Source organism: Aeoliella straminimaris (assembly GCF_024054565.1).
In the GTDB taxonomy this organism is placed as follows: domain Bacteria; phylum Planctomycetota; class Planctomycetia; order Pirellulales; family Lacipirellulaceae; genus Aeoliella; species Aeoliella straminimaris.
Window position 1 is genome coordinate 139,519 of the sequence record NZ_JAMXLR010000073.1, and the last position, 12,289, is coordinate 151,807.

At 60.8% G+C, this 12,289-nt stretch carries 11 protein-coding genes, 1 tRNA gene and 1 pseudogene; 11 read left to right on the forward strand and 2 right to left on the reverse strand.

Annotated features, from left to right (window positions below; all coding sequences use genetic code 11):
• Nucleotides 1-126 precede the first annotated feature (126 nt).
• A complete protein-coding gene (locus NG895_RS21610; RefSeq protein WP_252854617.1) occupies nucleotides 127-1,137 on the reverse strand; it encodes a hypothetical protein in 1,011 nt (336 codons plus the stop codon).
• Nucleotides 1,138-1,377: 240 nt separating this feature from the next.
• Here NG895_RS21610 and NG895_RS21615 point away from each other — a divergent pair, with 240 nt between their 5' ends.
• The 11 genes from NG895_RS21615 (at nucleotide 1,378) to NG895_RS21665 (ending at nucleotide 11,757) form a co-directional block, all read left to right on the forward strand.
• Entirely contained in the window at nucleotides 1,378-1,845 is a 468-nt protein-coding gene (locus NG895_RS21615; protein WP_252854618.1) for a hypothetical protein, read from the forward strand.
• A gap of 173 nt (nucleotides 1,846-2,018) precedes the next feature.
• Nucleotides 2,019-2,711 carry a heavy-metal-associated domain-containing protein gene (locus NG895_RS21620; protein WP_252854619.1) on the forward strand — a complete coding sequence of 231 codons (693 nt, stop codon included), beginning with the start codon at nucleotides 2,019-2,021 and terminating at the stop codon, nucleotides 2,709-2,711.
• Nucleotides 2,708-3,238: a hypothetical protein gene (locus NG895_RS21625; RefSeq protein ID WP_252854620.1), complete on the forward strand. Its 531-nt coding sequence runs from the start codon at nucleotides 2,708-2,710 to the stop codon at nucleotides 3,236-3,238. The genes NG895_RS21620 and NG895_RS21625 overlap by 4 nt, the downstream gene beginning before the upstream one ends.
• A gap of 23 nt (nucleotides 3,239-3,261) precedes the next feature.
• Nucleotides 3,262-4,431: an ABC transporter permease gene (locus tag NG895_RS21630; RefSeq protein ID WP_252854621.1), complete on the forward strand. Its 1,170-nt coding sequence runs from the start codon at nucleotides 3,262-3,264 to the stop codon at nucleotides 4,429-4,431.
• A gap of 14 nt (nucleotides 4,432-4,445) precedes the next feature.
• Nucleotides 4,446-6,080, forward strand: coding sequence for an efflux RND transporter periplasmic adaptor subunit (locus NG895_RS21635; protein ID WP_252854622.1), 1,635 nt, complete (start codon nucleotides 4,446-4,448; stop codon nucleotides 6,078-6,080).
• Nucleotides 6,081-6,107: 27 nt separating this feature from the next.
• Nucleotides 6,108-6,818, forward strand: a complete 711-nt coding sequence (locus NG895_RS21640; RefSeq protein ID WP_252854623.1) for an ABC transporter ATP-binding protein — start codon at nucleotides 6,108-6,110, stop codon at nucleotides 6,816-6,818.
• Nucleotides 6,819-6,820: 2 nt separating this feature from the next.
• Nucleotides 6,821-7,963, forward strand: coding sequence for an ABC transporter permease (locus NG895_RS21645; protein ID WP_252854624.1), 1,143 nt, complete (start codon nucleotides 6,821-6,823; stop codon nucleotides 7,961-7,963).
• Nucleotides 7,964-8,271: 308 nt separating this feature from the next.
• Nucleotides 8,272-9,270 carry a sugar phosphate isomerase/epimerase family protein gene (locus NG895_RS21650; RefSeq protein WP_252854625.1) on the forward strand — a complete coding sequence of 333 codons (999 nt, stop codon included), beginning with the start codon at nucleotides 8,272-8,274 and terminating at the stop codon, nucleotides 9,268-9,270.
• Nucleotides 9,271-9,316: 46 nt separating this feature from the next.
• Nucleotides 9,317-9,646, forward strand: a complete 330-nt coding sequence (locus NG895_RS21655; protein ID WP_252854626.1) for a GxxExxY protein — start codon at nucleotides 9,317-9,319, stop codon at nucleotides 9,644-9,646.
• A gap of 351 nt (nucleotides 9,647-9,997) precedes the next feature.
• Nucleotides 9,998-11,338 carry a hypothetical protein gene (locus NG895_RS21660; protein WP_252854627.1) on the forward strand — a complete coding sequence of 447 codons (1,341 nt, stop codon included), beginning with the start codon at nucleotides 9,998-10,000 and terminating at the stop codon, nucleotides 11,336-11,338.
• 345 nt (nucleotides 11,339-11,683) lie between these two features.
• Nucleotides 11,684-11,757 (forward strand) — tRNA-His (locus tag NG895_RS21665).
• Between the two features lie 275 nt (nucleotides 11,758-12,032).
• Here NG895_RS21665 and NG895_RS30380 read toward each other — a convergent pair.
• A pseudogene (locus NG895_RS30380) lies at nucleotides 12,033-12,209 on the reverse strand (tyrosine-type recombinase/integrase); the annotation flags it as partial.
• Nucleotides 12,210-12,289 lie beyond the last annotated feature (80 nt).

The following is a 12,289-nucleotide window of genomic DNA, read 5'->3' on the forward strand; positions in this document are numbered from 1 at the left end:
GCGGTTATTCGTCGGCAAATCGAAAATCTTGGAACTTGACATTAGCGCTGGCGAAATAGCAGTCTCCCCGGGGCTCCCAAGCCCAGTCGCTTGCCCACGGTGAGGGCCCGAGAACTCGATTCGCTGTCACCGAGAAATCCAGTAAAACGGGGTGCCCGCTTCGTCTACTTTCAATTCGCCACGCAGGCGGGCCTGGAACAGTAGTTTGTCGGCCACCCGCTTGAGGTAGGTTTGCTGGAGAGCCAGTTTCACGTCGATTTCGCTGGGAACGATCTTCTTCGCCCGCAGCGTAGCGTGGTCCCAGAAGACAGGTAATCCCAACCGTGGTGCAATGGAGTCCATGGCCTCTTGCAACGTAAAGCCCTCCACCTGGGCGTTGAGGTTCTCCATCATTTTGGGTGCAAGCTGGCTGGGGGCCCTGCGCGGCTTCCAGCCCACGGGCCAGACGTCGCCTTCGATGTCCGCGGCTCTGGCAATACGGTGCACGACTTCTTCACCGCGTTCCTTGGTGGGGACCAGCACTAGGCCGTCGCGTTTCAAGAGTAGCGCTAGTGCGGTGCCGGTGGTGAGCATCTGTACGTCGTCGTCCACGGGCTTCGCTTCGCGGACAATCTTCCATGCCGAATCGTCCATGTTTAGCCGCAAGCCAGTTACCTTGTCGGCATCCTTCAGCACGTCGGGCAGTGGGCGGCCCTTGGTTTCGACGCCTAGCATCTTGGTGAGATCGTCGCGGACCACGTGCGTTTGTTTTTCGGTCAGGCCGAACTTGCCCCGTGGCGCGGTTACGCCTTCCGCTCCGTCGGCCCCCAGGCGATCGAAGTAGTCCTGCAGTTGCGAGCGACTGCGTGCGTTGAACTTTCCACCCGGCAACGTCAGGTTGCCCCGCGCGTCGAGCACGCCGATCAGCGCGTAACGAGGACGCTCGTCGGTGCCCGTGGTTCGCAGTTCCACCTTGTCGCCCGCCTGGTGCCCCCGCAGCCGGACATTGTCGGCACCCGCATTGGTAAGCGTCTCGATCAACTCTCGCTGCGCGGTAGGTTGGACTCCCTGGGCAGTGACTACCTCAATCGAGATCCAGGCGTCGCTCGCCTTCGCGGTTGCACCACCTAGCGCGAGGAAGGAGACAAAAAGTGCCATTTTCGTCGTGTGGTAATTCATGTGGGAAGTATAGCACTTTAGGGGGAGGGAAAATGCCGATGGAAAAGAGGCCGCTAACATGGGTGAACCACCTCCACACACAAACACAAGTGAAATATGGGGGATTCGGGAATTCAGGGCCGACTTTGCGGCCCGGCGCTATTTCGGATAAACTGGTCAGTCAGGTCATGCCGATTCCCAACTAACAGCGTTTACGTTCTCTGGACTTCGGATTCTTCCATGCTCCGCACTGCCGGCAACCTGAAGCAGATCGTCGCCGTGGTGGCGATATTGCTATCGTTGTCGACGCTGGCTCAGAACTGTGGGCTGTATTGCATCTTGGGAGCATGTCGGGCGCAGGCCGCACGCAGCACTGCCGACTTGGAACGGGCCTGCACTCACTGCGCGTGTCATCACCATGACCAGCAGCCAGCCGATTCGAGCGAAGAGCCGACCGAACATCGTCATGATTCGTGTCCCTGCCCGGAAGATTGCTGGTGCCATCTGCCGCCGCAACCTTTCGAACTTCCCAAGACCGTAGACGCTCCGCTGGAACTGGCTTTCCTCGATAGCATGGCCATTTGCGATGACCTGGGTGTCTGCAACACGGCCGATCAGCCCGATTCGCTGAGGTGGTCGCCGCCGCACGTGCTAGACGACGAATCCGCTGTCTACCGCTGCGCGAAGCTGTGCCGGTTCTTAATTTGAGTCAACTCATTCACCAGGCCTTCTGCCTGAACGAATAGCCCGACCGGTCGCTTGTAGCTGGCCGCACAGTCCGGGCGATTATTGACGCAACGCGATGCAATCGTACCGAGCGCAACGGCATGCGCTGCAGCATCGTGCTCAGGCTTAACCTGTCCTGCACTCAAGGAGGCGATATGCGCTCTCGAATTCTGTCACTGACGGCTACCACCCTCACGCTTGTCCTGCTGTCGACATCGGCTTTTGGACAGCAACCGGCATCTCCACCCCCCGCGGGGCAGGTGCAGATCACAGCAAAGGACATGTGCTGCAAAGGTTGCGCGCAGAAGGTGGCGGGCCAGCTTTATACCATCAAGGGTGTCAAGTCGGTGGGCGTCGATCTTCCGACGCGCACCGTGACCGTTTCGCTCGGCCAGCAAGATCCCGCCACGCTGGGCGCCCTATGGCACGCTGCACAACGGGCCAACGGCGGACCGACCCAAATCGCAACAGAGACAGCTTCGTACACCTTGGTACTGCCGAAGACCAGCGAAGAAGCTGAGCAGATCCGCAAGCTGGGAACCACCCAACAAGTAGTGGTGGGCAAGCTCGATAGCCAGCAGACTGCTCAGCAGATTGCTTCCAGACTTTATGAGTTGAAAGGCGTGGCCAAGGTCCGCGTCGACTTGCAGCACAGCGCGCTAGTGCTGGAAACCAAACCCAATACGCCTGTCTCGGCTTGGCTCGTCATCGACGCAGTCGCCAAGGCCGGGCATCAGGTGAGTGCCGTGAGCGGTAACTTCGGAACACTTTCGATCGAATACGCCGGCGATCCGGCGCACGAATACAACCAAGCCTCTCAACCCCGAAATGGAGCGGTTCAAAGATGAAATCCATTTTAGCCCTATCATTGTTCGCCATGGCTGTTTGTCTCGGCCTGGTTGGCTGCAACGGCAATGCCAACTCGCCTGGCGATAGCCCGGCTGCTGCCAACGTGGACGGAAGTCGCTACATGCTGAGCGAAGAGCCCGACGGAGCGGTTGGCGTGATCGCCGCTCGCGAGTCTGCCGAGGACGGTAAGCCCATCGTACTGGTGGGACGTATCGGTGGCGCCTCCAATCCGTGGATCGATGGACGGGCGGCCTTCATGCTGATCGATCCCTCCGTCACGGTAGTGGCCGATGGCACAAAGATGGAGGACGGGGAAGTCTGCATGGACGACTGCTGCGCGGGCGAGCGGGCCGGGTGCACCACCTTGGTGAAGTTTGTCGACGATCAAGGGCAAGTGGTGCCGGTCGACTCGCGCAAGCTGCTGGGGGTTAACGAGGCCGACATGGTGGTCGTCGAAGGGACCGCCAAGAAGGATGCACAAGGTAATTTTTCGATGCTCGCAACCGGTTTGTTTGTGAGAATGTAACGAGCGAGGTGGCGGAAGAATCCATGTTAGGTAAACGGCTATTGCCCTGGGACTATGGCGTGCGGAACCTCTTCCGCCGGCCCACACGTAGTGCGCTGACATTCGGCGGGCTGACCATCGTGGTGCTGCTGGTCCTGGTAGTGGTAGGTTTCATCCGAGGATTGGAGAAATCGTTGACCGCCACCGGCAGTCCCGATGTGGTGCTGGTGTATTCGCTGTCGTCTGCAGCGGATATCGAGAACTCGTCGATTCCGGGCCGGACCGCAGCGCTGTTATCGGCCAGCGTCGATGGAATACGACGTACGCATGGCGTGGAGTGCACTTCGCCCGAGTTGTACCTCGGCACGCGAGTCGCCACAGCCAGTCTCGAGCAACCAGGCATGGGCGTCGTACGCGGTGTAACCACATCGGCCCCGCTGGTGCGTGACCGGGTGCAATTGGTCGAAGGCTCATGGCCCGAGAGTGGCCAGGTGATGGTCGGCCGGCTGGCCCACTCCAAACTCGGCGCCTCCGAGAAAGACCTGGTGGTTGGCCAGCAGGTCGAGTTCGACGGGAAGACATGGACCATCAGCGGACGTTTTACGGCGGCTGGATCGGCCTTTGAGTCGGAGATCTGGGCACCACTTGCCGACCTGCAGACCACGCTGAAACGCCAGGACCTGAGTCTGGTGGCGGCCAAGATGGATTCTCCCGACCGGGTGGCAGACGTCGACATATTTTGCCGCGAACGCGTTGACCTGGAACTCAAGGCCGTTGCCGAAAGCGCGTACTACGCATCGCTGCAGAAACACTACAAGCCCGTGCGGATGCTGGGCTGGGTAGTTGTTGCGCTGGTCGCGGGATCGGGCGTATTCGCCGGGTTGAACACCATGTATGGAGCGGTCGCCGGGCGGATTCGCGAACTGGCGACACTGCAGGCCATCGGCTATCGCCGCCGTGCGATCCTGCTCACGTTGGTTCAGGAGGCAACGCTGCTGGCATGTGCCGGCGCGCTGGCGGCCTGCGTGATCGGACTGTTACTGGTCGACGGGTTGGCGGTGCGATTTACGATGGGCGCCTTCATGCTGAGAGTCGACAGCGTGGGGATCGCCGTGGCCTGTGGCGTGGCCGCGTTGTTGGGCGTGGCCGGGGCATTACCGCCCGCCGCGAAGGCGATGCGGCTGCCAGTGGTCGAAGCAATCAAAGCGATTTAGTGAATTCAAACGGCATGTCTCAAGATCCCTCACAACTCGACCTGAGCCAACTGGCCGTGGACCGCACTCCAGCGACACCAAGCCGCCCACGGGTTCGCCGCGCCTGGCTGACACGCTACGTGTTGCCGGTTGCCATCCTGTGCGGGTTCGCAGCACTGTTTGGCTGGGCCACCCGAGACAGCTTTCTGCCGGCCCAGCCGGTGACCATCACGCCGGTGGTGGTCAGTCGCGCCGAGGTCAAGCAGGAAGGAACACCATTGTTTCAGGCGGCTGGTTGGGTCGAGCCTCGCCCCACGCCCGTGCTGGCGTCGTCGCTTGCACCCGGCGTAATCGAAGAATTGCTGGTGGTAGAAGGAGACCTGGTCAAGAAAGGGCAGCCGGTCGCGACCCTCATCGACGCCGACGCCCGCATCGCCCTGGCCGAAGCGAAGTCGCTTCACGCGCTGCAGAAGGCCGAACTGCGTCGCGCCGAGGCGATCCTGGCCGCTGCGAAGACCAATCTGGAACAACCGGTGGTATTGCAAGCGACGCTGGCCGACTCCGAGGCGCTGCTGGCCGAGCTCGAGCGAGAGCTCAACAACCTGCCCTATGCGATCGAAGCAGCCAAAACCAAGCGGGAACTGGCCGAGGTGAATGTCCGCCGCAAGGAACAGGCGGGCGACGCCATCCTGGGGAGGATCTTGCGCGAGGCCCGCGCCGACCTAGCGACGGCCGAGAACACACTCCAGGAACTTATCGCTCGCGAGCCGACCCTGAAACAACAACAGCAGTCGCTGCGGCAGAAACGCGATGCCGTCGCCGCGCAACTGCAACTACTTACCGAAGAGAAGCGGGCGTTGGCCGAAGCGGAAGCGAACCTGTCGATCGTTGAGGCCCGTGTCGACCAAGCTCGTCTGGCTGTCGATACCGCGGAGCTGCGGCTGGAACGAATGACGGTTCGCGCTCCGATCAACGGTTGTGTCCTTAGTCTCGAAGCCCGTCCTGGACAGTGGCTCTCGGGCGTGGGGGCGTCGGCTCCCGCCGGCGCAAGCGCTGTGGTGGGGCTGTACGATCCCAAGAGCTTGCAGGTGCGGGTCGATGTGCGCTTGGAAGACGTGCCCCAGGTACTGATCGATCAACCCACGCAAATCGAAACAGCCGCCCTGGCCGGGCCGATAGCAGGCCGAGTGATTTCGGTAACGACCCAAGCCGACATCCAGAAGAACACCTTGCAGGTGAAGGTAGCGGTGCTCGATCCACCAGCGGTGATCAAGCCCGAGATGCTGGCGAAGGTTACGTTCCTGGCACCACCATCACCCGCGGTCGAGGGCCAGGAAGCGAAACGCCCGCTGCGGTTGTTCGTTCCCCGGACGTTGGTAACGTCGGCCGATGGAGGGGACACCGTCTGGATCGCCGACCTGACCGCGGGAGTCGCCATCCGCCGGCCGATTGAAGTGGGCCGCGGAGTTGCAGAAGGCGGGCTCGTGGAGGTCCTCAGCGGGCTCTCGCCAACTGACAAACTGATTGTTGGTGGCCGCGAATCGCTTTCCGAAGGCGAGCGCGTGCGGGTCGCTGGTGAGGAGCGAGATGCTGCCGGCAGTATGCGGTCGTTTCCCGTGAGCATCGAATCGGCCCAGCGTACCGCTCAGTTGGCGGATAAAGCAAGTTAATTGAATACACAGAAAGCGAGATCGACAATGTCATTGGTAGATGTCCTCAACGTGACGAAGGAATATGCCAACGGCGACGAAACCATTCGCCCCCTGGACGGTGTGAGCCTCTCGATTCACGAGGGAGACTACGTCTCGCTGATGGGCGCCAGTGGTTCGGGCAAGAGCACGCTCTTGAACCTGATTGCGGGTATCGATCAGGTGGCTTCGGGCGAGATTGTTGTCGCCGGTACCGACATCACCAAGCTGTCCCGCGGCAAGCTCGCCGATTGGCGAGCGGCCCATATTGGCTACGTGTTTCAGACGCATAACCTGATCCCGGTTTTGACGGCTTATGAAAACGTGGAACTGCCCCTGCTGTTGCTGCCGATGTCCGCCGCGGAACGGCGCAAGCGCGTCGAGATTGCCTTGGAGGCCGTCGATCTGACGCCGCGCGCCTCGCACTACCCACGTCAAATGTCGGGCGGCCAGGAGCAACGCGTCGGCATTGCTCGGGCGATTGTTGCCAGTCCCACGATCATCGTCGCAGACGAGCCGACTGGCAGCCTCGACGACGAAACGACCGAACAAATCCTGTCGCTTCTCAGCCGGGTGAACGACGAACTGGGCATGACATTGCTGATGGTCACCCACGACGCCGATGCTGGCGCCAGGGCCCGGCGGCAAGTTCGCCTGGAGCGAGGGCGACTGATGGAGAACGGCAAAGAAACCAAAGCGACCACGCTGAGGACCGCCTGATCGTGCTGAAGTTCATTCCCTACGTACTGAAGAGCCTGTGGCGCCACCGCGCCCGTACTTTGCTTACGGTTAGCGGTACCGCGATCGCGCTGTCGGTGTTTTGCTTCATCGGTTCAGTGCAGCAGGGGCTGCTTGCGCTCACGTCCGGCGCCAACGCCGAACGGACATTGATTGTCTTTCAGGAGAATCGATTCTGCCCACAAAGCAGCAAATTACCGCAGGACTACGAGCGCACCATCGCCAAGATGCCCGGCGTGCAGGAGGTGGTTCCCATCAAGGTCTTCACCAACAACTGCCGCGCCAGTCTCGATGCGATCGTATTTCAAGGGATGCCGGCGGAACAGCTGAAGTCCGCACGCCAGTTGGAGCTCGCTTCTGGCAATTGGAACGCCTTCGATCAGCAAGACGACGCCGCCCTGGTGGGACAGGACATCGCCGCCAGGCGAGGGCTGGCGGCGGGCGACAAGTTTACCATTGGCGATGTATCGGTGGTCGTCCGCGGAGTGTTTCGCTCGCCGGTCGCAGCGGAGAATAGCCTGATCTATACGCACCTCGACTTCTTGCAGCGTGCCCGCGGTGCGAACGAGGTGGGAATCGTCACGCAACTGGAAGTGCACCTCGCCGACACGGCCGACCCGGACACCGTGTCGAAGCAGATCGACGGAGCGTTCCGTGCCGGACCGGTCGCCACCACCACCCGTACCAAAGGCATGTTCCAGACGGACACGCTCGGCGACTTGGCCGAGCTGATCGGCTTTGTGCACTGGTTGGGTTACGCTTGCGTGGGCCTGGTGCTGTCGCTGGTGGCAACGACCACCGTGATGTCGGTACAGGACCGCATCAAGGAACACGCCGTGCTGCAGACGCTTGGAGTGCGACCGTTGCGGGTGTTTCGGTTGGTGCTCATCGAAAGCCTGGTGCTCAGCGCGATCGGTGGGCTGTTGGGCGTGTTGGCGAGTACCGCCATTCTCTCGACCACCGGCATGTCGATTGCCGCTGAAGGCGTAACCATCGCCTTTGAGCCATCGCTCGTACTCGCGACGCAAGGGCTTGTCGTGGCGATCGCCGTGGGCATATTGGCCGGACTGGTTCCGGGATGGCAGGCCTCGCGTACAGAAATTGTGCCGGCACTACGGCACGCCTAGTCGGCCGCTGTGCAGCCGAAAGAGGACCCAAAACGCTGGTTCTCACCTTGAGGTCTTCGCGGGGACGCCCAGCCTGGCATGCGAGACATCTTTGCGCAACCCGTTTCACCCGCATGGAGAAAGCACCTGCGGTGGAACTGCCTAAACGCCTGCAAAACGTGTAGGATGTAGGCCAACCGTGAGCACTCGTCTCACGCAGTTAAAAGGCCAGCAACCTACAGCCGCTACCAGGCAGGGGCTTCGCCCGCTTTTCCGGTAGCTACATCCAACCGTCAACCGTCAACCGACAACGAATCGAGGATCCACACATGTCTCGTCCCGTCACGCTTTTCACCGGCCAGTGGGCCGACCTGTCTTGCGAAGAAATGTGCCAGAAGGCTCGCGACTTTGGTTACAACGGCTTGGAACTCGCCTGCTGGGGCGACCACTTCGAGGTCGACAAGGCGATGAGTGATCCCAACTACGTCGCCGCCAAGCGTGACTGTCTGGACAAGTACGATCTGGAGTGCCATGCGATCAGTGCCCACCTGGTGGGGCAGGCGGTGTGCGACCCCATCGACGAGCGGCACAAGAGCATCCTGCCCGAGTACGTGTGGGGCGATGGCAACCCGGCCGGCGTAAACGAGCGTGCCATCGAGGAACTGAAGCAAACGGCCCGCGCCGCGCAGAAGTTTGGCGTCGAAGTCGTGAATGGTTTTACCGGCTCCAGCATCTGGCACCTGCTGTATTCGTTCCCGCCGGTGCCCGAGTCGATGATCGAGGCCGGCTTCGAATTGTTCGCCGAGCGTTTCAACCCAATCCTCGACGTGTTCGCCGAGTGTGGCGTGAAGTTCGCCCTGGAAGTGCATCCCACGGAGATTGCCTTCGATATCTACACGGCCGAGCGGGCGCTCGAGATTCTCGAGTTTCGACCCGAATTTGGCTTCAACTTCGATCCCAGTCACTTGCACTGGCAGGGTGTCGATCCCGTGGAATTCATCCGCGCGTTCCCCGATCGCATTTACAATGTGCATATCAAAGACGCCATCGTGACGCTCAACGGCAAGACCGGCATCCTGGCCAGCCACCTGAATTTTGGCGACGCTCGCCGCGGGTGGGACTTCCGCTCGCCGGGACGCGGGGGCGTGAACTTCGAAGAAATGATGCGGGCGCTCAACGCCATAGGTTACACGGGGCCGCTGAGTGTCGAGTGGGAAGACATGGGCATGGACCGCGACCACGGCGCCCGCGAAGCAGCGGAATTCGTACACCGCATCGACTTCACCCCCTCAACCGTGCAATTCGACGCAGCGTTCGGCGACGAATAGAGTTCAAAGCTCTAGACACGATTTACGGGATCGACGGGATGATTCGATGACATCTGCCGACTGGGATCACGGTGAGTTAACCGAAAGATTCATCGGTTCTGCGTACGCAGTGTACAATGAACTAGGTTTTGGTTTTTTGGAGTCCGTGTATGAGAAGTCGCTCGCTTTGTGGCTGCTAGAGCATGGCCTTGAAGCACGGATGCAAGTTCCAGTCGACGTGTTTTTTCGCGGGCAGCAGGTTGGTGAATTTCGTGCCGACTTGCTTGTGAACGATACGGTGATCGTCGAGATCAAATCGGCCCGCAGCTTGCAAGAAGTGCACGAGGTCCAGTTAGTTAACTACTTGGTGGCGACACGAAACCGGTCGGTTTGTTGACCCGCTTCGGGCCTGCGGGAGTAGAGGTGAAACGCAAGGTCCGCACGTTACCGAATAGCTAGGTGGAGAATAGTTCCTCAACTTGTTCCTTAGGCAGAATTGACCGAGGCAATTGAATCTTAAGATCTTGTCGATCCTGTAAATCCCGTCTCTGATCAACAAGAGGTGCAGCCGTCCTTTCAATTGGGAAGCGTCGTGTCAGCCGAAGTAGTGCATACGATGTGTGACTGCATTCCTTACAGCCGTCAAATCCCGTCTGATCGGGCCGCTGGCGTGAATTAGAATAGTGGTAGCCGTTCCATCCATGTAACAGAACTGCCCCTGCTACCACCTGTACAGTCCACTCCGTGTATGAATCGATTTTTCGCCACAACTTGTCTCTTGCTCGCCGCGGCAATCCCGCCCTTGGCGATAGGGCAGGGGGTGGAGGAGATTCGCGCCGAGTGGCAGAAGCTTCGCTCGTATCCCACGCTGGAGTGTGGGCAGTACGTGCTGCTGGCGCCGGATGACTACAGCTACACCGAGTCGACCCGGCCAGCCGATCCAGAACTCGCTGCCAAGTTGTCGGAGCTTGCCCATCGCGCCGCTGATCTCGGCGAAGCGGCCCTGGCGATACGTTTGGCGACCGAAGCCGTGGTGGCGGATCCCGACTGCGAGCCGGCACGGCTGGCCCTGGGCTACGAAAAACACGACGGGCGTTGGCTTACCTCGTACGGCGCGCGGATGGCAGGCCGCGGGCTGGAGTGGAACTCAAGCTACGGTTGGATCGATCCGGAGGACCTCCCACGCTACGAGGCGGGCGAGCGACCTTACCGCCGCCGTTGGGTGAGCAAGGAGATCGACGCCGAGAAGCACTCGAACATCGCCCAAGGGTGGCAAATTCGCACTGACCACTTCAATGTCACCACGAACCACAGTCTGGAAGCGGGCGTGGCGCTGGCCGGCAAGCTGGAGCAACTGCACCAGGTGTGGCTGTCGCTGTTCGCCGACTTTGCCATCGACGATGGCGAACTTCGCAACCGCTTCGAGAAGCATCGAGTACCGGGCGTCCGCTCGCGGCCCTATCAGGTGGTCTACCATCGCACGCAGGACGAGTACAACCAGGAACTGGTTGCTCGCCAGCCGCGGATTGCCGAGACCATCGGCATCTACTTCGACTTCCAACGCGAGGCTCACTTCTTTTTCTCCGAGGAGTACGCCACCGATCCGACGCTGTATCACGAGTCGGTGCATCAGTTGTTTCAGGAGTCGGATGGTGCCCGGCGCGATCCGGGCCTGAAAGACAACTTCTGGGCGGTCGAGGGCGTGGCCACCATGTTCGAGTCGCTTCGGCAACGCCGCAGCGACGATGGCGTGGTGTACTTCACGATCGGCACCCCCGAGGCTGGCCGGCTCGCGTCGGCCCGCCGGCGATTACTGGAAGAAGGATATCGAGTGCCGTTGGGCGACCTGGTCACCCTGGGCAAGCGCGATCTGCAGGGCCGCAGTGATCTGGTGCCGCTGTACAGTCAGATGGCGGGCTTGGCCACGTTTTGCATGCAGTCGCCCGATCACCGGCCACATTTTGTGGAGTATCTGCAGCAGATTTACGCCCATCGGGCCGAACCCGCTACGCTTTCGACGCTCATGGGCCGCACCTACGCCGATTTGGACGGCCAGTACCGCGAATTTCTGCTGCAGCTTGCCGAATAGTTGCTGCCACAGGGCATTAGGGGTGTCCCTCGCTGATCGTCTGGCAAAAATGGCTATAATCGGGTAATACTATCCGTTCGAATTTCCGAACCATCAAACTAACGGAAGGGTCTCTCCCCTATGTTGTACCTAGCCCATATGACGCACGTCGAATCGCCCACCCTCGCCCTGGCGTACCTCGGGGGCCTGGCCACCGGCATCGTCGCAACCTTGCTTTTGACCCGCTGGCGAGCCCGTTAGCGGCTTGCCCAATCGAACCCATCCAAGGTACGATTGGGGCTTCCCAGCGGCGGACCGGCGACCCAATCCGGGTCCAAGGTGCCAGGTCGTTGGTCATTTTTCGCGGTGGCTGTAGCTCAGTTGGTTAGAGCGTCGGATTGTGATTCCGAAGGTCGGGGGTTCGAGACCCCTCAGCCACCCTTTCTGATTCTCGACAATCGTCGAGTTTTCCAGGGCCGAAACGCTCTTCTGCGGATTTTCGCTCCCTTGCCCAGTTGTCAGCAGTTGCCCCCGATTTGCTCTGTTTGTCAGGCTTAACAGTAAGCATTCCGGTAAGCGTAACCGCGGCCTCGCTCCGGTGGTGGTCGGTTCCGGTTGCCTTGGCCCGTTGAAGATGTGGTGATCCGGCGCTCAAGGGCAGGGCGGGGAGCGACTCCACTGCAGCCGCCACGTCGAGCACTCGGGGGTCGGTGTAGACGTTCATCGTCAGGTTGATGTTGCTGTGCCTCATCGCCGCCTGGGCGGTCCGTGGCGCCACTCCGCCGGCCGACAGCAGCGAGCCGTAGGTGTGCCGCAGGGCGTGCACATCCACCGTCCGCCCGCGATCATCGGCCTTGGCGATTCCTGCAGCGGCCAGATCGCGATCGAACACCTTGATCAACTCCTGCGAGATTGCCGGAAACAGGGGGGCGTCCGCGGGCAGGGCGGGGCGGTTGGCATCCTCGATGCTCA